Here is a 22,925-nt window from a genome sequence, read left to right on the forward strand (position 1 = left end):
GGTGGCCCGGAAGGTCAGTCGAGGGTCCGGAGCTCGTTCTTGAGCACCTTGCCGGAGGCGTTGCGCGGCAGGACGTCCACGAACCGCACGGAACGCGGATTCTTGAAGTTGGCCAGGTGCTCGCGGCAGAACGCCAGCACCGCATCCTCGGTGAGGTCGTGACCGCGCCGGCCGACGATGAACGCGCGGCCGACCTCGCCGAGCCGCTCGTCCGGAACGCCCACCACGGCGGACTCTGCGACGGCGTCCATGCGCGCCAGCTCGTTCTCGATCTCGGCGGGATAGACGTTGAAGCCGCCGGAGGTGTACATGTCCTTGAGCCGGTCGGTGATGTCGAGGTAGCCGCGCTCGTCGAGGGTGCCCACGTCGCCGGTGTGCAGCCAGCCGTCGGCGTCGATCGTCTTGGCGGTGGCCTCCGGGTCGTCGAGGTAGCCGAGCATGACGTTCTCGCCGCGCACGAGGACCTCGTCCTTGTCGCCCAAGCGGACTTCCATGCCGGGGATCGCGCGGCCGGAGCTGGTGGAGACGGTGACCGGGTCGTCGTCGATGCGGCACATGGTGACCACCACGGCCTCGGTCTGGCCGTAGGCGGTGAGCACCGCGTCGAAGCTCAGTTCGTTCTGCATCTTCTCGACCAGCGGCACCGGCACGGCGGCTGCGCCGGTGATCGCCACGCGCAGCGAGCTCATGTCGAGCTTGTCGCGGTCCGGGTGGTCGAGGATCGACTGGTAGATGGTGGGCACTCCGGGGAACACCGAGATGCGCTCGCGGGCGACGATGTCCATCACCGCGGGCACGTCGAACACGGCCATCGGCACCATCGTGGCCCCGTGCAGCAGACACACGAGCATCCCGGCCTTGTATCCGAACGTGTGGAACAACGGGTTGATGATGAGGTAGTTGTCGTCCGAGGTCATCTCGGCGCATTCGCCCCACGCTTCGGCGATGCCCATCGACTGGCGGTGTGCGGTGAGCACGCCTTTGCTCTTTCCGGTGGTGCCGGAGGTGAACAGGATGTCGCACAGATCGTCCGGCTCGACTGCGGCCGCACGCGCGTCGACGGTGGCCTGGTCCACGGCCTCGGCGGCGATGCCGAGCGCGTGCCAATCCACCACCTCGCCGTAGGGGAGTGCGGGCACGGACACCTCGCCGCCGTTGCGCAGCTCGCCGCCCATGGCGGGGGCGCGCAGGATCAGGCCCAGGTCCGGCAGGCCGTCGGGGCCGGCGGCCTCGACCAGCTCGGCGAGGCGGTCGAACCCGAGGAACTTCTCCGGCGCGACGAGGGCCTTCGCGTGCGTGCGCTGGATGAGCTCCAGGGCCTCGTGCCCGGTGTAGCGGGTGTTGATGGGCACGATCGCGGCGCCGACGTAGTGGGCGGCGAGCGCGGCCTCTATCCAGTGGTGGGTGTTGGGGGCCCACAGGGCCACTCGGTCGCCGGGCTCCACGCCCTTGGCCGCGAACGCGCGTGCCACGAGCCGCACCCGCTCGAGCAGCTGCGCGTAGGTGATGCGGTCGTCGCCGTCCGTCACCGCGAGAAAGTCCGCGAACGACTCCGCGGCCCGGGTGAGGGCCGCGGGAGTTGTCCGGGGGTGAGCTGAATGGTCGCCGGCCATCCGCGGGTCGATGCTCAAGGGGCCTCCTCGGTTCGATTCGCTCGCAGAGCCAGGTTACACGGCTACACAAGCAAGTGCTTGGTAGGGTACCGTATCGGCATTGGCGAGAGCCAGTGGAGAACTTCGGGCCAAAGGAACGGTGATGACCGAAACGACAGTCCCGACCGCGCAGGCCGCGGGGGCCGCACAGACAGCAGAGGACGCCGCTTTCGCCGCCGAGGTGCGCGAGTGGCTGGCGGACAACCTCACCGGCGAGTTCGCGGAACTCAAGGGGCTCGGCGGGCCGGGGCGCGAGCACGAGGCCTTCGAGGCGCGCCTGGCCTGGGACCGTCACCTGGCGGCGGCCGGCTGGACGTGCCTGGGCTGGCCGAAGGAGTACGGTGGCCGCGGCGCCACGATGAACCAGCAGGTGCTGTTCCACCTCGAGTACGCGCGCTCGGGTGCGCCCGCGCGGGTCAGCCACATCGGCGAGGAGCTGTTGGGGCCCACCCTCATCGCTTTCGGCACCGAGGAGCAGAAGGCGCGTTTCCTGCCCGGAATCCGCAACGTCACCGAGCTGTGGTGCCAGGGCTACTCGGAACCCGGTGCCGGATCGGATCTCGCGGGCGTGAGCACCACCGCGCGCCTGGACGGCGACCGCTGGGTCATCAACGGGCAGAAGGTGTGGACGTCGCTGGCACACCTGTCCGATTGGTGCTTCGTCGTCGCCCGCACCGAGCCGGGATCCCGGCGGCACAAGGGCCTGAGCTACCTGTTGGTGCCGATGCACCAGGACGGCATCGAGGTGCGGCCCATCATCCAGCTCACCGGTACCTCCGAATTCAACGAGGTGTTCTTCGCCGACGCCACCACCGAGGCCGACCTCATCGTCGGCGGGCAGGGCGAGGGCTGGAAGGTCGCGATGGGCACGCTCGCCTTCGAGCGCGGCGTGGCCACCCTGGGCCAGCAGGTGCAGTTCGCCGGGGAGCTGGCCGCCCTCGTCGAGCTCGCGGAGCACAACGGCGCCGCCCAGGACCCGGCCATCCGCGAGCGCCTCACCCGCGCCTGGGTGGGCCTGGAGGTGATGCGCGCGCACGCCGCCCGCACCCTGGGCGAGGGCAACACCGAGATCGCCGGCGCCCCGTCGGTGGCCAAGCTGGTGTGGGCGAACTGGCACCGCCGGCTGGGCGAGCTGGCCATGGAGGTCCGCGGCGCGCCGTCGCTGCTGGCGGCGGGCGGCTCGTACGACGAGTCCGACCCGTTCGACGAGTGGCAGCGGCTGTTCCTGTTCACCCGGGCGGACACCATCTACGGCGGATCCGACGAGATCCAGCGCAACATCATCGCCGAGCGCGTGCTCGGCCTACCGAGGGAGGCACGACCGTGAGCACCATCGAGACGGGCACAGCACCGAAGTCCCCGCTGGCCGAGGTTCCGCAGGAGACGCCCGGCCACGGGCTGCTCGCCGGGAGGAAGGCCGTGGTCACCGCTGCCGCCGGCACCGGCATCGGCTTCTCCACCGCGCGCCGGGTGCTGCTCGAGGGTGGCGACGTGGTCGTCTCCGACTTCCACGAGCGCCGGCTGGGCGAGACAGCGGCGGAGCTGCGAGCGGAGTTCCCGGACCGTCAGGTGGAGTCGATCCTGTGCGACGTCTCGTCCACCGAGCAGGTCGACGCGCTGATCGCGGGCGCGGCGGAGAAGCTCGGCCGCATCGACGTGCTGGTGAACAACGCCGGACTGGGCGGCGAGACCCCGCTCGCGGACATGACCGACGAGCAGTGGGACCGCGTCCTCGACATCACGCTGAACAGCACGTTCCGGGCCACGCGCGCGGCGATGCGCTACTTCCGCGACGCCAACGCGGCCGACGGTGCCCGGCGCGGCGTCATCATCAACAACGCGAGCGTGCTCGGCTGGCGCGCGCAGCACGGGCAGGCGCACTACGCGGCCGCCAAGGCCGGTGTGATGGCGCTGACCCGCTGCAGCGCCATCGAGGGCGCCGAGCACGGAGTGCGCGTCAACGCCGTCTCGCCGTCCATCGCCCGGCACCCGTTCCTGGCCAAGGTCACCAGCGAGGAGCTGCTCGACAACCTGGCGGCGGGCGAGGCATACGGCCGCGCGGCAGAGGTGTGGGAGATCGCCAGCGTCATCGCGATGCTGGCCTCGGACTACACGACCTACATGACCGGCGAGGTCGTCTCGGTCTCCAGTCAGCGGGCGTGACGACGCCGGGGCGCGGGGCGAGCACCCCGGAAAGCCTGCCTAGCAAGCGCTTGGTAGTTAGGGTGGGGGTGTGAGCGTGGCGAACAACGGCGGCAAGACGGAGGCGACACGGTCGGAGCGGCGCAGCGAGCTGCTCGAGATCGCGGCCGGCCTTTTCGCCGACCGGGGGATGAAATCGACGACGGTGCGCGACATCGCCGATTCCGCCGGCATCCTCTCCGGCAGCCTCTATCACCACTTCGACTCCAAGGAATCGATCGTCGACGAGATCCTCGCGGAGTTCCTCGACGAGCTGTTCGGTCGCTACCGCCGGATCGTCGACGCAGGCCAGGACGCGCGCACCACCCTGGAGGAGCTGGTGCGGGCGTCGTTCGGCGCGATCGACGTGCGGCACTCCGCGGTGGCGATCTACCAGGACGAGGCCAAGCACCTGGCGGCGAACCCGCGCTTCGGCTACCTGGGCGAGCGGGCACGCGAGTTCCGCGAGCTGTGGATCGGCGTGCTGCGCCGTGGCGTGGCCGACGGGAGCTTCCGTCCCGGCCTCGACGTGGAGATCGCCTTCCGATTCATCCGCGACACCGTGTGGGTGGCGGTGCGCTGGTACCGCCCGGGCGGGGAACGCAGCGCAGACACGATCGCCTCCGAGTACCTGTCGATCGTGCTGAACGGCATATCCGCCGGCACATGAGAGCGGACGGCGCCCTGCCCTCGCGGAAGCGCAGCCTCCGTCGAACCGCATCCTCCGTCGAACCGCAGCATCCAGTAAAGCCGCAGAACATCAGGAGAACACCATGCCCGAGGCATACATCATCGACGCGGTCCGCACCCCCACCGGCAAGAGGGGCGGCTCGCTTTCCGGAGTGCACCCCGCCGACCTGGGCGCGCACATCATGAAGGCAGCGGTCGAACGCAACGAGATCGACCCGGCCGCCGTCGACGACGTGGTTTTCGGCTGCGTCGACGCCATCGGCGGCCAAGCCGGCAACATCGCGCGCTCCGCCTGGCTGGCCGCCGGCCTGCCGGAGGAGGTGCCCGGCACCACCGTCGACCGGCAGTGCGGTTCGTCGCAGCAGGCCATCCACTTCGCCGCACAGGCGGTCATGAGCGGCACGTCCGATCTCATCCTGGCCGGCGGCGTGCAGAACATGAGCCAGATCCCCATCAGCGCGGCGATGATCGCGGGCAAGGAGTTCGGATTCGACGACCCGTTCTCCGGCTCCGAGGGGTGGCGGGCCCGCTACGGCGACCAGGAGGTCTCGCAGTTCCGCGGGGCCGACATGATCGCGCAGAAGTGGGACATCTCGCGGCTGGACATGGAGGAGTTCGCGCTGCGCAGCCACGAGCGTGCGCGCTCCGCGATCGCCGAGGGGCGCTTCGAGCGGGAGATCGTCCCGGTCGGCGAGTTCACGACCGACGAGGGCCCGCGTGCGACGTCCATGGAGAAGATGGCGGGCCTCAAGCCGCTGTCCGAGGGCAGCCGGCTCACCGCGGCCGTCGCCAGCCAGATCTCCGACGCCGCATCGGCCACGCTGGTCGCTTCGGAGGCGGCGGTGCAGCGGTTCAACCTCAAGCCCCGCGCGCGCATCCACCACATGTCGGTGCGCGGTGCCGACCCGGTCATGATGCTCTCGGCCCCGATCCCCGCCACCGAGTACGCGCTGCGCAAGTCGGGCCTGTCCATCGACGACATCGACGTGGTCGAGATCAACGAGGCTTTCGCGTCGGTCGTGCTGTCGTGGCTCAAGGAGACGGGCGCCGATCCGGCCCGCGTCAACGTCAACGGCGGCGGGATCGCGCTGGGGCACCCGTTGGGCGCGACGGGTGCGAAGCTGTTCGCGACCTTGCTGTGCGAACTCGAGCGCACCGGCGGCCGGTACGGCCTGCAGACGATGTGCGAGGGCGGCGGCACCGCCAACGTCACCATCATCGAAAGGCTCTGAACCACCTGTACTCAACGCTGTTGAGATCACAAGTCCACATCGATTCGGCGGCCTTCGGGGAAACCCCCCGGAGGCCGCCGGTCGCTGTGTCGGGGCGCACAGCGGAGGGGGGTAAGGTTGCCGGGGTCGACACGGCGGAAGGGGAGAGATGAACAGATACCGATGGGGGGTGGCGGCCGCCGCGGCCGCATCCGTTGCCATCGTCAATCCTGCGCTCGCGCAGGCGCAGCCGCAGACGATCGAGTGGGTCGGCTGCCCGCAGTACCTCGGATACATGGACCGCGGCGGGCTGGCGGCGGACGTCGACTGGCAGTGCGGTGAGGTCCAGGTCCCCGTCGACTACTCCGACCCGGACGGCAGGAAGATCGACGTCTCGGTCAGCCGCATCCCGGCGGAGAACCCCGCACAGAGCCAGGGCGCATTGTTCGGTAATCCGGGCGGCCCGGGCGAGCAGGCGCTGGACTTCTGGCTGCCGGTGGAGGAGGGGGCCGGCCCGGGTGCCCGGCTGCACGAGAACTACGACCTCGTGGCCGTCGAGCCACGCGGCCTCAGCTACAGCGGCGGTGTGGCGTGCGACGCGCCCGTGACGGCGATGCTCGATCCGGCGGCGGCCTATACGGCGTGCATGGCGGCGGACCCGCAGCTGGTGCAGTCGCTGACGACCGCCAACACCGCGCGCGACATGGAGGTCGTCCGGGCGACGCTTGCAGCGGAGAAGGACGCTCACGGCGGGGCAGCAGCTCACGGCGGGGCAGCAGCTCACGGCGGGGCAGCAGCTCACGGCGGGGTGGCGGACGACGGAACCATGGACTACCTCGGGTACTCCTACGGGACCTACCTGGGCGCCACCTACGCCACCCTGTACCCCGAGGAGACAGGCCGGTTCGTGTTCGACTCGGCCGTCAACCCGGACTGGGTGTGGAACGAGCAGGCGGCGCAGCAGGCCGAGGCCCGCAAGCAGCGGACCGACGACATGTTCGCCTGGATCGCCGCCCACGATGACACCTACCACCTGGGGGACACCCCGCTCAAGGTGTTCCACGCGTGGAAGGGCATCACCGACGAGGAACTCAGCGGCGGGATGAACCTCACGCCGCCGGACGCGCGGATGGGTGACCTGCCCGAGTTCGTCCGGCCCGTGGGCGAGCCGGTGCTGGACGTCGTCAATGCCACCGCCGAGCCGCGTGCGCGCGTCGATGGGGCGGTGCGGGCGCTGACGGGCGCGGACAACGGCCGGGCCACGAGCGGGCTCACCGGGACCACGCTCAACGCCGCCGGTTCGCGGGAGATGTGGCCGGTGGTCGCACGCAGGATGCAGGACATTCGGCAGTACGGGGCGGGGACGCTGGCCCCGGGGACCCGTATGGTCGATCCGCCGCAGCTCACCACGGACGACGTCCTGTTCACCGCGGTCACCTGCAACGAGAACCCGCAGTCCGGTGACCCGGTGCAGGCCGCGCTGGCGCAGTTCAACGCGCAGACCGGGGGCAACGCTTACGACGTCATGGCGCAGCGTGCGCGCGGCGGCGTGGACTGCGCCGGCTGGCCGGCCAGCAGCGCGCCGGTGCCGCTCGACGGCAGCGGCCTGGACACCGCTCCGCTGGTGCTGCAGAGCGAGCACGATGCGCTCACCCCGTACCCGGGCGGCGTGGAGCTGGCCGAGGAGATGGGCGGCGTGCTGGTGACGGTGCAGGGCGGCGACCACGGCGTGTTCGGCCGCGGCAACGAGGCGGTGGACAAGGTGGTCGACGACTACCTTGTCGACGGCGTCGTGCCGCAGCCGCAGGTGCTGCCGGAGGCACAGATCCGGACTCCGCTCACGCCTCCGCAACCCGCCCCGCTGCCGGCCGCGGAGGACCTGAATGCCGCTATGGCGCAGGGCTTCTCGGTGGCTTCGGATGCGGTGAAGCAGGCGGCGCAGCAGATCGACAGCGCTGTCGCTCAGAGGGATGCCGCCCAGGGCGGCCCTGTGCAGGACGATGCTATGCAGTCCGACGCCGGCCAGACGGATGACGTGCAGGCAGGCTCCGCGACGGGGGGCCCGATCGAGCAGGCCGTGGATGACGCGGTCGATCGGATCGGCACCGTACTGGGCGTCGAGTGATGGTCTGAGTCCGCCGCAGCGGCGACAGCAAAAGGGGCCGGCCGGGATACTGAATCCCGGCCGGCCCCTTCGACGTTCCCGCGGCCGTCTCCACGGCGCTGTTTCTCTACAGCGCTGTTTCTTCTACGGCACCGTCGGCGTCCCCGTCAGCGGCGCAGCTTGGCCATCGCGTCGATGCGCTCGGCAGCCTGCGTCATGGTGCGTTCGATGAGCTCCGCGCAGCTGGGCAGGTCATCGATCATGCCCACCACCTGGCCGGAGGCGAGTACGCCCGCGTGCGTATTGCCGTCCACCAGGCCGGCCTTGAGCAGCATCGGCGTGTTGCCTGCCATGATGATCTGTTGCCAGGTGCGGTCGGACGCCTTCTTCATGGCGAGCCCGTCGCGCATCAGCGTCGACCACTTCATGCCGGTCATCGCCTTGAACTCGGTGGCGTTGCGCGCCGCGGCCGCGAGGCCTTTGGCGTAGCTGCTCTTCTCCAGGGCGTCCACCAGCTCGGTGTTGAGCACGCGGTGCGGCATGCCGTCGACCTTGCGCGAGACGGTGGTGTCCTGCAGCCCCCGCTTGAGGTACTCCTGCTTGACGGAATCGGGCACGGCCGAGTCGGAGGTGAGTAGGAAGCGGGTGCCCATCGCTATGCCCTCGGCTCCGTACGACAGCGCCGCGGCGAGCCCCCGGCCGTCGAAGAAGCCGCCTGCCGCGACGACGGGGATGCCGCCGTCGCCGAGGGCGTCGATGACGCTGGGCAGCAGCAGCGTGGTCGCGACCCCGCCGGTGTGTCCGCCGCCTTCGCCGCCCTGGACGATCACCGCGTCGGCGCCCCAGGAGGCCACCTTCACCGCATGCTTGGCGGCACCGATCGACGGGACGACGACGACGCCGTTGTCCTTGAGCTTGGCGATCAGGTCCTTCTTGGGGGCCAGTGCGAACGAGGCCACCTTGACCTTCTCGCGGATCAGCAGGTCGATCCGTTCGCCGGCGTCGGTGGCGTCGGCGCGGATGTTCACACCGAAGGGCTTGTCGGTGAGCGACTTCGTCTTCTTGACCGCGGCCTCGAGTTCGCCGAAGGTCATCGTCGCCGAGGCGATGATGCCGAGCCCGCCCGCGTTGGATGTTGCGGCGGTGAGCCCCGGCCCCGAGACCCAGCCCATGCCCGTCTGGACGATCGGGTACTGCACGCCGACCAGCTCGGTGAAACGGGTGGAGATCTGCGGGGTGGTCACAGCGCCACCTCGCGGTCGCGCAGCGACTTCGGGTCGATGACCTCGCGGATCAGGCGGAGCTCCTCGGCCGAGGGCTCGCGGGTGGGGCCGGCGGCGTCGAGGCCGTCGATCTCGAACGAGGTGTTCTCACGCACTTGCTGGGCGGAGACGCCCGGGTGCAGGCTCAGCGCGTGCAGCGTGCGGCCGGGGCCGCTGTAGTCGAACACGCCCAGGTTGGACACGACGCGGTAGTTGTTGAGGAACCGGTAGGCGGGGTTGTCCGGGTCGGCCTTGTCGTATCCGACGCCGCACACCACGTCGACCTGCTCGCTGAACACGCGCGCGGAGTGCTTGCCCACCCAGTAGCTGGTGGCGTGGTTGATGGCATTGCCGGGACCGCCGCGCACGCCGAACATCTGGCGCGTCGGCTTGTCCAGCGGCCCGAAGGCGGAGATGTTCTGGTTGCCGTACTTGTCCAGCTGGTTGGCGCCCATCACCACGTGCCGGCGGCCGGAGGCGACCACGTCGAACACCTTGGAGAACGGCAGCCAGCCCTCCACCTTGCCGGGCCTGCCCAGCGCGGGGGTGTCGGCCAGGATCAGCGCGTTGCCGTCGGTGATGAGGAGGTCGGGCTCGGTGGTCAGGCGGGCCAGCCGGGCGCCGATGGACGGCAGCGTGGCCATGGGGGAGGCCATGATCTCGCCGGCGCCGGAGAACATCTCCGCGCATGCGACGGCGCAGTACTCGGCCCGGGTCACGTTGTTGTCGGTCATGCCTGCTGCTCCTTCTTATCCTTCTGGTCCTGCGCGAACCGTGCGACGGCCGCCTGGTAGTCGGCCTCGCTACCGGACAGGTAGGTCTCGGCGAACGTCTTCCACGCCTCGGGGTCCTTGGCCGACTCGGCGTAGTGGCGCTGGAAGGCCTCGTCGCGGCCGTAGCCGCCGGCGAAGGTGAAGTGCGCGCCGTTCGGTGCCTCGCTCACCGCGTCGACCATCATGCGGTTGACCAGAAGCGCCTGCTGCGGAACGGATCCGACGAGCTCCTCGGTGGAGACGATCTTGTCCGCGCTCAGGATGCGCTGCTGGGCCGACATCAGATGCAGGTCGTCGAAGTACGGGTCCACGCCGGTGTAGGCGGCGTTGCCGTGCTCGTCGGCGATATCGAGGTGCACCAGCGCGGCGTCGAGGTTGAGCGCCGGCATGGCGAGCAGCGTCTCGGTGCGTCCGTCGGCGGCGGGGTACGGGGAGTCGACGGTCTTGAGCTCCTCGCCCCAGAACTCGGGGACGCTCGAGCCGAGGCCGGCGCGGATCGGATGGAACGGCAGGCGCGCCGCGGCGGCCTGCAGCCCGGCCTTGACCATGCCCTCGTCCATCTCCCGCGCTTCGAGGGTGCCCTCGGTGCGGGCCTTGGCGAACCACGGGTCGTAGAACGGCTTGGAGTCCAGTGATACGAAGCCGTAGTAGGCGCGCTTGACCTTGCCGGCCGAGATCAGCAGGCCCAGGTCCGGCCCGAGGAAGCCGACGACGGTGAGATCGGTGACGTCGGTCCGCAGCAGCGCGCGGACCAGGGCCATCGGCTTGCGCCGGGAGCCCCAGCCGCCGAGCCCGATCGTCATGCCGCTTTCGATACCGGCGACGGCCTCATCCAGAGAACGGCGCTTGTCGCGCATCTGTGTCATTTACTCGGCCCCTTCATCAGGTGTGTTCGATTTGGGCTTGCCGGTGGCCACGAACGCGTCGCGGTGTTCGTCGGCCACCCCGGCCAGGTTGAGTTCGTAGGTGTAACGCTGCTCGAGCAGGTAGCTGCCCTTGACGTCCATCGGGTCGATGCCGTTGATGGCGGCCTTGGCGGCGCGGATCACGTGGGGATCCTTGTCGGCGATCTTCTGCGCGATCTCCACGGCGGCGGCGTCCAGCTCCTCGCGCGAAACCACCTTGTGGACGGACCCGAAGTGGTGCAGCTGCTGCGCGGTGACGTTCTGCGCCGTGTAGTACAGGGTGCGCATCATGTGCTGGGGCACGAGCCGCGACAGGTGGGTGGCGGCGCCCAGGGCGCCCCGGTCCACCTCCGGCAGGCCGAAGACCGCGTCGTCGGTGGCGACGATGACGTCCGCGTTGCCCACCAGGCCGACGCCGCCGCCCACGCAGAATCCGTTCACCGCGACGACGACGGGGACCTCGCAATCGTAGACGGCGGAGAAGGCGGCGGCGCAGCCGCGGTTCGCGCCGATCAGTGCGTCGAAGCCCTCGGTCGCCTGCATCTCTTTGATGTCGACACCGGCGTTGAAGCCCCGGCCCTCGGCGCGCAGGATCACGACGTGCGTGCCGGCGTCGCGGCCGGCGGCGAGAATCGCCTCGGCCAGCTCGAACCATGCTGCGGACGGTAGTGCGTTCACAGGCGGGTAGTCGACGGTGACGGTGGTGATCCCGCTCTCGTTCGAAGTGGACGTGATGCCCATGTCTGCTTCCTTACCTCGGGGTCGAACCTTGCTGGTGGGCCGGAGCTCCGCGTCCGGGCCGTGCTCGCCGACCGGCTCTTCCGGGTGACCGGCTCAGCGCGGTCACCGCCGCCGGGCTTAACAACCAAGCGATTGCTTGGTACGTTACCAGATGAGTGCCCCCGGATAAGGAGTGAATGCAGTGAGCGGATTGGTGGACGGCCGCATCGTCATCGTGACCGGTGCCGGACGAGGGATCGGGCGCGAACATGCGCTGGCCTTCGCAGCCGAGGGCGCGAAGGTCGTGGTCAACGACCTCGGTGCGGGCGCGGACGGGAACGACACCGGCGAGCACCCCGCCGAGCAGGTCGTGGCCGAGATCACGGCGGCAGGCGGGGAGGCCGTCGTCAACGGCGACGACGTGGCCTCCTGGGAGGGCGCGCAGAATCTCATCAAGACCGCGATCGACACCTTCGGCGGGCTCGATGTGCTGGTGAACAACGCCGGCTTCCTGCGCGACCGCATGCTCGTCTCGATGGGCGAGGACGAGTGGGACTCGGTCACGCGTGTGCACCTCAAGGGGCACTTCGCGCCGCTGCACCACGCCGCCGCGTACTGGCGCGCCGAGTCCAAGGCCGGCCGCACCCGGCAAGCCCGGATCATCAATACGACTTCGGGCGCGGGCCTGCAGGGCAGCGTCGGACAGGGCAACTACGCCGCAGCGAAGGCCGGCATCGCCGAGATGACCATCCAGGCCGCCGCCGAGATGGCCGGCTACGGCATCACCGCCAACGCGATCGCCCCCGCGGCCCGCACCCGCATGACCGTCGGTGCGGGCGGCGCGATGGCCGAGGCGATGGCGGCCCCGGAGGACGGCTTCGACGTGATGGACCCTGCGAACATCTCCCCGCTGGTCGTGTGGCTGGGCAGCGCCGAGTCCGGCGACGTCACCGGGCGCGTGTTCGAGGTCGAGGGCGGCAGCGTCACCGTGGCCGAGGGCTGGCGGCACGGGCCCAGCTGGGACAAGGGTGCCCGCATCGACCCGAAGGAGCTCGGCCCCGTGGTCGAGGACCTGTTGGGCAAGGCGCAGACGCCGGTGCCGGTGTACGGGGCGCGCTGACCCGGGAACGAGTACGCCTGTGGCCGGCTGTTCCGCGGAACCGCCGGCCACAGGCGTACTCGGGGCAGGCGCCGCCGCACACCGCGCCGACCAAGTGGAGACTGCCGGATCGACGGTGGAAACGAGCGACTTCTCGGTGGGCGGGCGGCGGGTCGGGACGCGCGCCCGCTACCGCCCGAGCTTGGTGCGCACCACCAGGTTCACCCCGGGGAAGCAGGCGGCGAGCTCGCCGCGGCTCTGCTTGAGCGTGGAGGTGCCGAAGCCCCGGCCTCGGCACTCCGGTGTGATCCACAGCCGCAGTTCCACCTCGCCGTGGCCGCAGAGCTCGCCCACGGCCAGGCCCACCGCCTTGCCGTCTTCGGCGGGGTCCTCGACGACGAACCAGGCGGCGGACTCCTCGTCGATCCGTGCGAGGCCCTCGTCGATGGCCGCATCCACCTGGTCGGGGGCGTGCAGCGTGGACCCGTCCTCACGGGGCTCAGTGGCCCGGGCGCGGTAGAGCGCGGTGTCCGGTTCCTGCTTGGCGAACGGGCGCAGCCGCACGTCGCGGTCGCCCGGGGCGATCCAGTTGAGCGCGCTGTTGACGTCTTCGAGCTCCTTCTGCACGCGCCGGAGGTCCTGGCGGTTCAGGCGCCACAGCTGCATGTTGAGCACGGCCTCCGCGTGCTCGGCGGGCACGTCCAGCAGGCGCTGCACGTTGCGTGCGGCGTCGTCACGGTCGGTGGATTCGATGATGGCGTCGAGGACCTCGTGGCGCCGCTGCAGTGCGGATACGAGGCTGTCGAGCAGTGCGCGGCGGTCGAGGGTGGGTTCGGTGGACGACGACGACATCGGATGTGCTCCTGACATGGTTGGTGTGACGTGCTGTGCTGCCGATGCCGACAGTGTAGGGCGACCGGCGGGGCGGTGAATGCGATCGCGCGCCGTGGCCCCGGGACGGGACACGGCGCGCGACGGATGTGCGGAGGTCAGACGCGTTCGATGATCGTCCCTGCGGCCAGCGCCCCGCCGGCGCACATCGTGATCAGTGCGCGCTCGCCGTCGGCGCGCTCGAGCTCGTGCAATGCGGTGGTGATCAACCGGGACCCGGTGCAACCCACGGGGTGTCCCAGCGCGATGGCGCCGCCGTTGACGTTGACCTTGTCCATGTCCGGCTTGTGCTGGGAGGCCCACGACAGCGCGACGGACGCGAACGCCTCGTTGACCTCGAAGAGGTCGAAGTCGCTCATCGCCAGCCCGGAGCGGTCCAGTAGGCGCTGGGTGGCCTGCACCGGGCCGTCGAGGTGGTAGTAAGGCTCGGCGCCGACGAGCGCCTGGTGGGTGATGCGTGCGCGGGGCTTGAGGCCCAGCGATGTGGCCTTGTCCTCGTCCATGAGCAGCACGGCGCACGCGCCGTCGGAGATCTGCGAGGAAGTGCCCGCGGTGTGGCGCGCGCCTTCGTAGACCGGCTTGAGCTGCGCCAGCCCCGCCATGGTGGTCTCGCGAAGGCCCTGGTCGCGGGTGACGGTGTTCCACTCGTCGGTGGGCTTCTTGTCCTCACCGATCACAGGGGCCGAGGTGGGGATGATCTCCCGGTCGAACCGGCCCTCGTCCCAGGCCCGCTTGGCCTTCTGCTGGGAGGCCAGGCCGAACTCCTCGAGGTCGGTGCGGGAGAAGCCGCGACGGTCCGCGATGCGCTCGGCGGCGAGGAACTGGGCCGGCATGTCGATGTCCCAGGACTCGGGGCGGCGCGGACCGGCGTGATCGCCGGCCACGTTGGCGCCCAGCGGCACCTGGCTCATCATCTCGATCCCGCAGGACACGCCGCTGTCGATGGCGCCTGCGGCGATGAGGTTCGCGACCATGTGCGTGGCCTGCTCGGACGAGCCGCACTGGCAGTCGATGGTGGTGGCTCCGGTCTGCCACGGCAGTCCCGCATTGAGCCATGCCACCCGGGCCACGTCGTTGGACTGCGCGCCCACCTGCGTGACGCAGCCGCCGACGACCTGTTCGACCAGTTCGGGGTCGATTCCGGCGCGCTTGACGACTCCCGCCTGTGCTGCGCCGAGCAGTTCTGCGGCGTGCAGTCCGGAGAGCCGGCCGTTGCGCTTGCCGATGGGGGTGCGCACTGCTTCCACGATCACGGGATTGCCCACGACGAGGTCCTTTCGATTCGATGGGGCCGGTCGGGCGGGGCCCGTCGGTCGGTGCCGGGCGCGCCGGGGCCGGTCAGGTGGCCGCACCGTCCGGATGCGCACGCCTTCGCCTGAAAACTAGAACAGGTCTGCCCGGTCGATCAAGCCGGAGTCCCGCCGGTCGCGGCCGGCACCTTTCCAGCCGGACTGGAATGTGTTCTAATCGAGTTAGAACGTGTTCCAGTAGTGGCTGGGGCACCCGAGACCGCCGAGGGCAGGAGTGTAGACGTGACCAAGCCCAATATTCCCGAGGGATTCGATCCCACCGATCCGGAGCTCATGGCCGAGCGCGTCCCGCACGAGGAACTTGCGGAGCTGCGCCGTCACGCCCCTGTGCACTGGATCCCGCAGCCGCGGGAGGTCGGCGGCTTCGACGACGACGGCTACTGGGCCGTCACCAGCCACGAGCTCATCCGCGAGGTCTCCCGCGACGACAAGACCTACTCGTCCTGGGAGAACACGGCGATCGTGCGGTTCGCGGACTACATCACCCGTGAGCAGATCGAGATGCAGCGCACGATCCTGCTCAACCAGGACGCCCCGGAGCACACCAAGCTGCGCGGCATCATCTCGCGCGGGTTCACCCCGCGCGCCATCGCCACCCTGCGCGGCGCGCTCACCGAGCGCGCGGAACAGATCGTCAGCGGGGCCAACACCGACGAGACCGGCGACTTCGTCACCAAGGTGGCCGCGGAGCTGCCGCTGCAGGCCATCGCCGAACTGCTGGGCGTCCCGCAGGAGGACCGTGGCCAGCTGTTCCGCTGGACCAACGAGATGATGGGCTACGACGACCCCGCCAACGCCGAGGTGGACCCGGCGCAGTCGTCGATGGAGATGCTCGGCTACGCCTACAACATGGCGGAGAAGCGCCGCGAGGAGCCGGCCGACGACATCATCACCAAGCTGCTCGACGCGAGCATCGACGGCGAGGCCCTCAGCAGCGAGGAGTTCGGCTTCTTCGTGCTGCTGCTCGCGGTCGCCGGCAACGAGACCACGCGCAACGCGATCACGCACGGCGTCCTCGCGTTCATGGACAACCCCGAGCAGTGGAAGATCTGGCGGGAGGAACGGCCGAAGACGATGGCCGACGAGGTGGTCCGCTGGGCCACGCCGGTCACCGTCTTCCAGCGGACCGCCACCTGCGACACCGAACTCGGCGGCAAGGAGATCAAGAAGGGCGATCGCGTCGCCATGTTCTACATCTCCGGCAACCGTGACGAGGAGGTGTTCGACGATCCGTATGCCTTCGACATCACGCGCGATCCCAACGCGCACCTGGGATTCGGCGGCACCGGTGCGCACTTCTGCATCGGCACGCACCTGGCGCGCCTGGAGATCGAACTGATTTTCAACGCCATCGCCGACGTGATGCCGGACATCACCAAGCTGGGCGAGGCCAAGCGCCTGCCGTCGGCCTGGCTCAACGGCATCAAGGAGCTCGAGGTGGACTTCACCGGAAAGTGCCCGGTGGCGCACTGACGCGTCCGCCCGACGAGGGGTGATGAGGGGCCCGGCCGTCTACGGACGGCCGGGCCCCTCATCGTCCGCTTGGGCGCAGCCGTCCGGTCCGGCTGAGTCTCGCGTTCCCGCTCAGGTTTCCGCCTCGCGTGCCCACGCGTCGTTGGTGCCCAGCGCCGCGAGCAGCGTGCGCACGGCCATGGCGCGCCGGTGCGCGTGGCCGCCGAGCGCGTCGAACGCGCACTCCGGATCGGCCGGCGGACCGAGGTGGGTGCAGCCGCGGGGGCAGTCGTCCGCCGCCGCGTCGAGGTCGGCGAACGCACCGAGGACGTCGTCGGGGGAGATGTGCGCCAGGCCGAACGACCGCACGCCGGGCGTGTCGATGACCCATCCGCCGCCCGGCAGAGGCAGCGCCACCGACTGGGTGGAGGTGTGCCGACCCTTGCCTACGCCCGAGACGATGCCCGTGGCGCGGTCCGCGTCGGGGACGAGCCTGTTGACCAACGTGGACTTGCCCACGCCGGAGTGGCCGATGAGCGCTGTGACGGTGCCGGTGAGCCGCTCGCGGACGGGGCCCAGCGGGTCGGCGCGCCCGGCGAGCAGCACCGGCACGTCGAGGTCGGCGAACGCGGCCGTGAACTCGGCCGGGTCGGCCAGGTCCGATTTGGTCAGGCACAGCACGGGGGCCACCCCGCCCACGTAGGCAGCGACGAGGGCGCGCTCGACGAACCCGGTGCGCGGCGGAGGATCGGCGAGCGCGGTGACGATGAGCAGCTGCTCGGCGTTGGCGACGACGGTGCGTTCGTACGGGTCGGTGTCGTCGGCGGTGCGGCGCAGCACGGTGCGGCGCTCGGCGACGCGGACGATGCGGGCCAGGGTGTCGGGACGGCCGGACAGGTCGCCCACGACATCGACGGTGTCGCCCACGACGACCGGCGTGCGGCCCAGCTCGCGGGCGCGCATCGCGACGACGCGGCGGTGCGGGTCGCCCGCGAGGGCGCACCCCCACCGGCCGCGGTCCTTCGACACGATCATGGCGGCGACGGCGTCACGGTGGTCCGGCCGGGTCTTGGTGCGGGGCCGGGACCCGCGGGACGGGCGCACGCGCACATCGGACTCGTCGAAATCGCCAGCCCGCCGGGGACGTCGCGCCGCGCTCAGGAGACCGGCCCCGGTCCGGCGCCGGCGAGCATCCCCGTCCACAGACCGGGAAAGTCGGGCATCGTCTTGCCGGTGGTCTCGATGTCCTCCACGTGCACGCCGTCCGCGCGCAGGCCCAGGATGGCGCCGGCGGTGGCCATGCGGTGGTCGGCGTAGGAATGCCAGGTGCCGCCGTGCAGGGGCGCCGGGGTGATGGCGAGCCCGTCGTCGAGTTCCTCGACGCGGCCGCCGAGGGCCGTGATCTCCGCGGTCAGCGCGGCGAGCCGATCGGTCTCATGGCCGCGCAGGTGGCCGATACCCGTCAGCGTCGACGGGCCGTGCGCGAGTGCGGCCAGCGCCGCGACGGTGGGTGTCAGCTCGCCGGTGGCACGCAGGTCCACGTCGATGCCGCGCAGCTGCTCGGGGCCCTGCACGGTGAGCGACTCGTCCGCCCATCGCACGCGGCAGCCCATCGCCTCCAGGATCTCGCGGATGGCATTGCCGGCCTGGGTGGTGGTGCGCGGCCACCGGGGTACAGTCACCCGCCCCGCGGTGACGGCCGCGGCGGCGAGGAAGGGCGTGGCATTGGACAGGTCCGGTTCCACGACCCAGTCGACGGCGCGGACGGGGCCCGGTTCCACCGTCCAGGTGTCGACACCCGCCCCCGCATGCTCGGTGGCGACGGTGACCCCCGCGGCCGCGAGCATGGCGATGGTCATGTCGATGTGCGGCATCGATGGCACCGGCGTGCCCTGGTGCCGGATGGTCACGCCGTGCCGGAACCGGGCGCCGGAGAGCAGCAGACCGGAGACGAACTGGGACGACCCGGAGGCGTCGATGTCGACCGGCCCGCCCTCGAGCGATCCGGAACCGAACACCGTGAACGGCAGCGCGCCGCCGACGACCTGCGCGCCGAGGTCGCGCAGCGCGTCGAGAACCACGCCCAGGGGGCGCACGCGGGCCTGCGGGTCGCCGTCGAAGGCGACGTTGCCTTCGGCGAGCGCGGCGATCGGCGGCACGAAGCGCATCACGGTGCCCGCCAGGCCGCAGTCGACGGCGCCGCCGTGCAGCGGCCGGGGGGCCACCGTCAGCACCGTCGGATCGGAGCCGTCGCCGCCCTGTGCGATCCCGGTGCCCAGGGCCTGCAGCGCGCCGATCATCAGGTCGGTGTCGCGGCTACGGAGCGCGCCGGTGATGGTGGACGTCCCCTCGGCGAGCGCGGCGAGCACGAGGGCACGGTTGGTGATGGACTTGGACCCCGGCAGTTCCACGACGGCATCGACAGGCCCGCCGGCAGCGGGTGCACTCCACAGGCTCATCACTCCATCTTGGCCCATCGGCGCGGGCGTGGGGCGCACGGCCGGTCGGCCTGTGGTGCGGGCGGCGGTGGAGCCGTTCAATTGGTGGTGATCCGGGCGGTGACGGCGTCGGCGAGCGCGATGAGGTCGAGCGGCTGAAGCTCCAGGTCCAGGCCGCGCCTGCCGGCGCTGCACAGCACCACGTCGAAGTCCAGGGCGGACTCGTCGACGACGGTGGGCAGCCGCCGGCGCTGGCCGAACGGCGAGATTCCGCCGACCACGTATCCGGTGGCGCGCTCCGCCTCGGCGTGGTCGGCCATCACCGCGCGGCGGCCCCCCAGGGCCTTCGCGACGGCCTTGAGCGACAGCGCCGACGGGACGGGGAGCACCGCGACGGCCAGCGTGTCATCGACCTTGATGAGCAGGGTCTTGAAGATCTGTTCGGGCGCGACGTCGAGTTCGGCGGTGAGCGCCCGGACCGCCTCAGCGCCGAAGGTGCGCACGCGGCGGTCGTGCGCGTACTCGTGCACGCGGTGCACGACTCCGGCCTGCGTCGCGGCCACGGTGGCGGGGGTGGATGTGCCGGACATGCCCCTAGCGTAGGCCCGTGCGTCGTGTCGGCCGGGAACACGACACGCCGACGCGGCGTTGCACCGTACGAGGTCGCGGGGCAGATGAAGAATCGGCACCGGCGACAGCTGCGCGCATACCCGAGGAGGTCTGGAGCATTGAGCGTGACGTGCATGCGCCGTCCCGTACTGATCGGCGAGCCGATAACGGTAGCCTCGGCATCAGGGACGACGGAAAGGACCCAAGTGCCGACATCCGATGAGCCGAACGCGAGCGCCCCCACCGGCGACACGCGCGGCGGTGGGGCAGAGGCGGTCACCGGCACCGGCACGGCCGAAGCCGCGGAGACCGAGGCGCAGCTGGCCGAGCGGTTCGAGCGCGACGCGATGCCGCTGCTGGACCAGCTTTACGGCGCCGCGCTGCGTATGACGCGCAACCCCGCGGACGCCGAGGACCTCGTGCAGGAGACCTACCTCAAGGCGTTCTCGGCATTCCGGTCGTTCCGCAAGGGCACCAACCTCAAGGCCTGGCTCTACCGGATCCTCACCAACACGTACATCAACGGTTACCGCAAGAAGCAGCGCCAGCCGGCGCAGTACCCGACGGAAGAGATCACCGACTGGCAGCTCGCCGCCACCGCCGAGCACACGGCTGAGGGACTCAAGTCCGCCGAGCTCGAGGCGCTCGAGGCGATGCCCGACGAGAACATCAAGAACGCGCTGCAGCAGCTGCCGGAGGAGTTCCGGATGGCGGTGTACTACGCGGATGTCGAGGGGTTCCCGTACAAGGAGATCGCGGAGATCATGGACACGCCCATCGGCACCGTGATGTCGCGGCTGCACCGCGGCCGCAAGCAGCTGCGAGGGCTGCTGGCCGAGGTGGCCCGCGAGCATGGGATCGACACTGCGGAGAAGAAGCCGGCAGGCAGGAAGGCGTCGGCGCAGGCCGCGCCCGCAGGGCAGGAGAGCGACCGATGACCGGCGGGGTGCCCGATGAACTCGATTGTTCCGCGGTGATCGCGGACGTCTGGCTGTTCCTCGACGACGAGTGCGATCAAGCCACGCGGGCACGGGTGAAGCAGCACATGGAAAGCTGCCCCTCGTGCCTGGCCACCTTCGGCATCGAGGAGAAGCTCAAGTACCTGTTGGAGCGCAAGTGCGGCGGCGAACACGCGCCGGAGGGGCTGCGTCAGCGCCTGAGCCTGGAGATCCGCCGCACAGTGGTGACGACGCGGATCGAACGCGACGAGATCTGAACCGCCCGGCGGTCCGGGGGCGGTAGGCGGGGCAGTGCCGGATAAGCGTCGAGGGCCCGGGAGCGGTGTGCTCCCGGGCCCTCGACGCGTTCACGGTCAGCTGAGGGGGCGCTTGCCGTGGTTGGCGGGCCTCTTCTTGCGGTCGCGACGCTTGCGTCCACGCTTGCTCATGATGTTCACCTCTCGTTCAGCGGTGCATGTTCCGCCTGGTGTGGCGGGCTCACCGACGTGGGCCGCCCGCCGTACGCGGAACACCGACAGCGACATTGTCGCATGTCCGCCGGACTGTGGTTCGATGGGTGCATGCGGTCGGAGACGTCGGTAGGTCCGGTGCCGGCGGAGTCGGTGTCCGTGTGATGTCCACGCTCAGTGACTTGCTCGCGCAGTACACCGACCTGGACGGCGGCGCGGTCGACCATCTGCAGCGCGTGGTGGGCGAGTGGCAGTTGCTGGCCGACCTCTCCTTCGGCGACCAGCTGCTGTGGGTACGCAGGTCCGGCGTCGGGGACGTGGACGGTCCCGCGTCGGCGATGATCTGCGCGTCGCAGTGCCGCCCCACCACCGCGGCCACGGTGTTCCAGCGCGACGAGGTGGGCGCGCGCCCTTCCGCCGCGCAGGCGCCGCTGCTGCAGCGCGCCTGGGACGAGGGCGCCGTGGTGCGGGGGGTCGTGGGGGTGCCGGGGGTCACCGATGCGGCACGGATCGTGGCCGCTCCGGTGCGCTACGGGACCCGCACGGTGGGGGTCGTCGCCGCGGTGACGGCGGGCATGCGTCCCCGCGTGCCCAGCCCTCTGGAGGCGGTGTACGACGACAGTGCCGCACTGTTGCAGCAGATGATGGCCGAGGGCACCTACCCGCCGGACGAGGCGGACTCGGCCTCGCATTCGAGCCCCCGGGCGGGGGACGGGCTCATCCGCGTGGACGCGTCCGGGCACGTCGCCTACGCCAGCCCCAATGCGCAGTCGGCGTTCCACCGGATGGGGCTGACAGTGGATCTGGTGGGGCGGGATCTGGCGCAGGTGACCGAGGAACTCGTGTGGGATCCGCTCGACGGTCGCGAGGCGGGGCAGCGGCTGCGGGACACCCTGGTGCACGGCTCGGTGCTGCGGATCGAGCTGGACACGCGCGGGGCGACGATCCTCATGCGCGCCCTCCCGCTGCGCACCTCGACGGCAGCGGCAGGGGCCCTCGTTCTGGTGCGCGACGTCACCGAGGTCAAGAGGAGGGACCGTGCGCTGCTGAGCAAGGACGCCACGATCCGCGAGATCCACCACCGGGTGAAGAACAATCTGCAGACGGTGGCCGCGTTGCTGCGGCTGCAGGGCCGGCGGAGCGGTGACCCCGAGGTCACTGCGGCGCTCGCGGAGGCGGTGCGCCGCGTCTCGTCGATCGCGCTGGTGCACGAGACGTTGTCGATCTCCGTGGGCGAGGACGTCGACTTGGACGAGGTGGTGGACCGGCTGGTGCCGATCATGGCCGAGGTGGCAGGCGGCGGCCGCGTCCGAATCCGGCGCAGGGGCGAGCTGGGCATGCTGGGCGCGGACCGGGCCACGCCGCTGGTGATGGTTTTGGTGGAGCTGGTGCAGAACGCGATCGAGCACGGCTACGAGGGCGTGGCCGAGGCTGGGGCGGTGACCATCGACGCCGTGCGGTCGGCCCGGTCATTGGAGGTCACCGTGCACGATGATGGTCGCGGCGTGCCCGCGGGGTTCGCGGTGGAGGATTCGCCGCGCTTGGGGCTGCAGATCGTGCGGACACTGGTGGGGGCCGACTTGGGCGGAGAGTTCAGGTTGCTGCGTTCCGAAGCGGGCGGCACTGATGCGGTGGTGCGGATGCCCGCGGTGCGCGGCGGGGAGTGAGCCCCGCCGGGGGTCGCCGCGACGGTAGTGCGCGGGAGACGTAGCCGGGCCGGGTCCCTTGGCGGGGACCCGGCCCGGACGTGACCGCCGTCGTGGCGGCCGGAGATTCAGACTGCGCTGCGGGTGCGTGCGCGTGCCTTGCGCCGCTTGAGCGCCCGGCGCTCGTCCTCGCTGAGGCCGCCCCACACGCCTGCATCCTGGCCGGACTCCAGTGCCCAGGTGAGGCATTCCGAGGCGACGGGGCAGCGGGCGCAGACCGCCTTCGCGGTCTGGATCTGCGCAATCGCCGGACCGCTCGTGCCGACCGGGAAGAACAGTTCCGGGTCCTCGTCGCGGCAGATGGCACGATGGCGCCAGTCCATCCCTCACTCCTTACTGGGTGCATGCATGCACCGTCGGCTAATCGATAAGTGAAATCTGTGCTGTGTTCACGGGCCGGAGGCTTCCGCGCCACCTGTCCGGTAGCTGCGGACGATCGTCTGGGGACGGCCGCCGTGAACCCCGCCAATGAATGCTGTCACGTGCTTCGGTAATGTCAATAGAGTTTTGTGAA

At 70.5% G+C, this 22,925-nt stretch carries 22 protein-coding genes; 10 read left to right on the forward strand and 12 right to left on the reverse strand.

Features of this window, described 5'->3' with window-relative positions; translation table 11 throughout:
• Positions 1 to 14: 14 nt before the first annotated feature.
• Positions 15 to 1,613, reverse strand: coding sequence for a FadD3 family acyl-CoA ligase (locus tag JJ683_RS11660; RefSeq protein WP_200174318.1), 1,599 nt, complete (start codon positions 1,611 to 1,613; stop codon positions 15 to 17).
• A gap of 142 nt (positions 1,614 to 1,755) precedes the next feature.
• Between JJ683_RS11660 and JJ683_RS11665 the strand changes: the two genes are divergently transcribed.
• The 5 genes from JJ683_RS11665 to JJ683_RS11685 all read left to right on the forward strand — a co-directional run bounded on the left by JJ683_RS11665 (position 1,756) and on the right by JJ683_RS11685 (position 7,859).
• On the forward strand, positions 1,756 to 2,979 hold the full coding sequence (locus JJ683_RS11665; RefSeq protein ID WP_200174276.1) for an acyl-CoA dehydrogenase family protein: 1,224 nt from the start codon (positions 1,756 to 1,758) through the stop codon (positions 2,977 to 2,979).
• A 5-nt stretch (positions 2,980 to 2,984) separates the two neighbouring features.
• Positions 2,985 to 3,815, forward strand: a complete 831-nt coding sequence (locus JJ683_RS11670; protein ID WP_200174319.1) for an SDR family oxidoreductase — start codon at positions 2,985 to 2,987, stop codon at positions 3,813 to 3,815.
• Between the two features lie 76 nt (positions 3,816 to 3,891).
• Complete coding sequence (locus tag JJ683_RS11675; RefSeq protein WP_307810883.1) at positions 3,892 to 4,503, forward strand: TetR/AcrR family transcriptional regulator; 612 nt, start codon at positions 3,892 to 3,894, stop codon at positions 4,501 to 4,503.
• A gap of 103 nt (positions 4,504 to 4,606) precedes the next feature.
• A complete protein-coding gene (locus JJ683_RS11680) occupies positions 4,607 to 5,755 on the forward strand; it encodes an acetyl-CoA C-acetyltransferase (RefSeq protein WP_200174278.1) in 1,149 nt (382 codons plus the stop codon).
• Between the two features lie 148 nt (positions 5,756 to 5,903).
• Positions 5,904 to 7,859, forward strand: coding sequence for an alpha/beta hydrolase (locus JJ683_RS11685; RefSeq protein WP_200174280.1), 1,956 nt, complete (start codon positions 5,904 to 5,906; stop codon positions 7,857 to 7,859).
• 146 nt (positions 7,860 to 8,005) lie between these two features.
• Here the strand turns inward: JJ683_RS11685 and JJ683_RS11690 are convergent, their stop codons facing one another.
• The 4 genes from JJ683_RS11690 to echA20 are packed head-to-tail and all read right to left on the reverse strand — an operon-like array spanning position 8,006 to position 11,519.
• Positions 8,006 to 9,082 (reverse strand): NAD(P)H-dependent flavin oxidoreductase, encoded by a 1,077-nt coding sequence (locus tag JJ683_RS11690; RefSeq protein ID WP_200174282.1) that lies wholly within the window; start codon positions 9,080 to 9,082, stop codon positions 8,006 to 8,008.
• Positions 9,079 to 9,834, reverse strand: coding sequence for a CoA-transferase subunit beta (locus tag JJ683_RS11695; RefSeq protein WP_200174284.1), 756 nt, complete (start codon positions 9,832 to 9,834; stop codon positions 9,079 to 9,081). Before JJ683_RS11695 ends, JJ683_RS11690 begins: the two co-directional genes overlap by 4 nt.
• Positions 9,831 to 10,739, reverse strand: a complete 909-nt coding sequence (locus JJ683_RS11700; RefSeq protein ID WP_200174286.1) for a CoA transferase subunit A — start codon at positions 10,737 to 10,739, stop codon at positions 9,831 to 9,833. Before JJ683_RS11700 ends, JJ683_RS11695 begins: the two co-directional genes overlap by 4 nt.
• Positions 10,740 to 11,519 (reverse strand): (7aS)-7a-methyl-1,5-dioxo-2,3,5,6,7,7a-hexahydro-1H-indene-carboxyl-CoA hydrolase, encoded by a 780-nt coding sequence (gene echA20 / locus JJ683_RS11705; protein WP_200174289.1) that lies wholly within the window; start codon positions 11,517 to 11,519, stop codon positions 10,740 to 10,742.
• A gap of 181 nt (positions 11,520 to 11,700) precedes the next feature.
• Between echA20 and JJ683_RS11710 the strand changes: the two genes are divergently transcribed.
• Entirely contained in the window at positions 11,701 to 12,618 is a 918-nt protein-coding gene (locus JJ683_RS11710; RefSeq protein WP_200174290.1) for an SDR family oxidoreductase, read from the forward strand.
• A gap of 168 nt (positions 12,619 to 12,786) precedes the next feature.
• On the opposite strand, the gene JJ683_RS11715 is transcribed toward JJ683_RS11710, so the two are convergent.
• Together JJ683_RS11715 and JJ683_RS11720 are read right to left on the reverse strand one after the other, a co-directional pair.
• Positions 12,787 to 13,449 (reverse strand): GNAT family N-acetyltransferase, encoded by a 663-nt coding sequence (locus tag JJ683_RS11715; protein WP_200174291.1) that lies wholly within the window; start codon positions 13,447 to 13,449, stop codon positions 12,787 to 12,789.
• Positions 13,450 to 13,586: 137 nt separating this feature from the next.
• Entirely contained in the window at positions 13,587 to 14,753 is a 1,167-nt protein-coding gene (locus tag JJ683_RS11720) for a steroid 3-ketoacyl-CoA thiolase (RefSeq protein WP_200174292.1), read from the reverse strand.
• A 267-nt stretch (positions 14,754 to 15,020) separates the two neighbouring features.
• Between JJ683_RS11720 and JJ683_RS11725 the strand changes: the two genes are divergently transcribed.
• Positions 15,021 to 16,271, forward strand: coding sequence for a cytochrome P450 (locus JJ683_RS11725; RefSeq protein ID WP_200174293.1), 1,251 nt, complete (start codon positions 15,021 to 15,023; stop codon positions 16,269 to 16,271).
• 111 nt (positions 16,272 to 16,382) lie between these two features.
• Here the strand turns inward: JJ683_RS11725 and rsgA are convergent, their stop codons facing one another.
• The 3 genes from rsgA to JJ683_RS11740 form a co-directional block, all read right to left on the reverse strand.
• Positions 16,383 to 17,411 (reverse strand): ribosome small subunit-dependent GTPase A, encoded by a 1,029-nt coding sequence (gene rsgA, locus JJ683_RS11730; RefSeq protein ID WP_200174321.1) that lies wholly within the window; start codon positions 17,409 to 17,411, stop codon positions 16,383 to 16,385.
• A complete protein-coding gene (gene aroA, locus JJ683_RS11735; protein ID WP_200174323.1) occupies positions 17,408 to 18,709 on the reverse strand; it encodes a 3-phosphoshikimate 1-carboxyvinyltransferase in 1,302 nt (433 codons plus the stop codon). The genes rsgA and aroA overlap by 4 nt, the downstream gene beginning before the upstream one ends.
• A gap of 77 nt (positions 18,710 to 18,786) precedes the next feature.
• On the reverse strand, positions 18,787 to 19,278 hold the full coding sequence (locus JJ683_RS11740; RefSeq protein ID WP_200174294.1) for an aminoacyl-tRNA deacylase: 492 nt from the start codon (positions 19,276 to 19,278) through the stop codon (positions 18,787 to 18,789).
• An 84-nt stretch (positions 19,279 to 19,362) separates the two neighbouring features.
• On the opposite strand from JJ683_RS11740, the gene JJ683_RS11745 reads away from it, so the two are divergent.
• Both JJ683_RS11745 and rsrA read left to right on the forward strand, forming a co-directional pair.
• A complete protein-coding gene (locus JJ683_RS11745) occupies positions 19,363 to 20,235 on the forward strand; it encodes a sigma-70 family RNA polymerase sigma factor (RefSeq protein ID WP_443733848.1) in 873 nt (290 codons plus the stop codon).
• A complete protein-coding gene (gene rsrA, locus JJ683_RS11750) occupies positions 20,232 to 20,513 on the forward strand; it encodes a mycothiol system anti-sigma-R factor (protein WP_200174298.1) in 282 nt (93 codons plus the stop codon). Before JJ683_RS11745 ends, rsrA begins: the two co-directional genes overlap by 4 nt.
• Before the next feature lie 96 nt (positions 20,514 to 20,609).
• Here the strand turns inward: rsrA and JJ683_RS19745 are convergent, their stop codons facing one another.
• On the reverse strand, positions 20,610 to 20,684 hold the full coding sequence (locus tag JJ683_RS19745) for a 50S ribosomal protein bL37 (protein WP_372435292.1): 75 nt from the start codon (positions 20,682 to 20,684) through the stop codon (positions 20,610 to 20,612).
• 185 nt (positions 20,685 to 20,869) lie between these two features.
• Between JJ683_RS19745 and JJ683_RS11755 the strand changes: the two genes are divergently transcribed.
• Positions 20,870 to 22,372: a sensor histidine kinase gene (locus JJ683_RS11755; protein ID WP_200174300.1), complete on the forward strand. Its 1,503-nt coding sequence runs from the start codon at positions 20,870 to 20,872 to the stop codon at positions 22,370 to 22,372.
• Positions 22,373 to 22,479: 107 nt separating this feature from the next.
• Here JJ683_RS11755 and JJ683_RS11760 read toward each other — a convergent pair whose 3' ends face one another.
• The gene (locus JJ683_RS11760; protein WP_143909592.1) at positions 22,480 to 22,734 is read right to left on the reverse strand and encodes a WhiB family transcriptional regulator; all 255 of its coding nucleotides are present in this window, start codon (positions 22,732 to 22,734) and stop codon (positions 22,480 to 22,482) included.
• Positions 22,735 to 22,925: the final 191 nt, after the last annotated feature.

Source organism: Tomitella cavernea (assembly GCF_016599145.1).
In the GTDB taxonomy this organism is placed as follows: Bacteria; Actinomycetota; Actinomycetes; order Mycobacteriales; family Mycobacteriaceae; genus Tomitella; species Tomitella cavernae.

Bases quoted from the DNA above. Each gene is read 5' to 3' on its own strand.
- JJ683_RS11760 (WP_143909592.1), bottom strand. From the start codon at position 22,734: ATGGACTGGCGCCATCGTGCCATCTGCCGCGACGAGGACCCGGAACTG.
- JJ683_RS11745 (WP_443733848.1), top strand. From the start codon at position 19,363: ATGAAGAATCGGCACCGGCGACAGCTGCGCGCATACCCGAGGAGGTCT.
- JJ683_RS11660 (WP_200174318.1), bottom strand. From the start codon at position 1,613: ATGGCCGGCGACCATTCAGCTCACCCCCGGACAACTCCCGCGGCCCTC.
- JJ683_RS11755 (WP_200174300.1), top strand. From the start codon at position 20,870: ATGTCCACGCTCAGTGACTTGCTCGCGCAGTACACCGACCTGGACGGC.
- rsrA (WP_200174298.1), top strand. From the start codon at position 20,232: ATGACCGGCGGGGTGCCCGATGAACTCGATTGTTCCGCGGTGATCGCG.
- JJ683_RS11715 (WP_200174291.1), bottom strand. From the start codon at position 13,449: ATGTCGTCGTCGTCCACCGAACCCACCCTCGACCGCCGCGCACTGCTC.
- JJ683_RS11685 (WP_200174280.1), top strand. From the start codon at position 5,904: ATGAACAGATACCGATGGGGGGTGGCGGCCGCCGCGGCCGCATCCGTT.
- JJ683_RS11700 (WP_200174286.1), bottom strand. From the start codon at position 10,739: ATGACACAGATGCGCGACAAGCGCCGTTCTCTGGATGAGGCCGTCGCC.
- JJ683_RS11680 (WP_200174278.1), top strand. From the start codon at position 4,607: ATGCCCGAGGCATACATCATCGACGCGGTCCGCACCCCCACCGGCAAG.
- echA20 (WP_200174289.1), bottom strand. From the start codon at position 11,519: ATGGGCATCACGTCCACTTCGAACGAGAGCGGGATCACCACCGTCACC.
- JJ683_RS11695 (WP_200174284.1), bottom strand. From the start codon at position 9,834: ATGACCGACAACAACGTGACCCGGGCCGAGTACTGCGCCGTCGCATGC.
- aroA (WP_200174323.1), bottom strand. From the start codon at position 18,709: ATGAGCCTGTGGAGTGCACCCGCTGCCGGCGGGCCTGTCGATGCCGTC.
- JJ683_RS11665 (WP_200174276.1), top strand. From the start codon at position 1,756: ATGACCGAAACGACAGTCCCGACCGCGCAGGCCGCGGGGGCCGCACAG.
- JJ683_RS11740 (WP_200174294.1), bottom strand. From the start codon at position 19,278: ATGTCCGGCACATCCACCCCCGCCACCGTGGCCGCGACGCAGGCCGGA.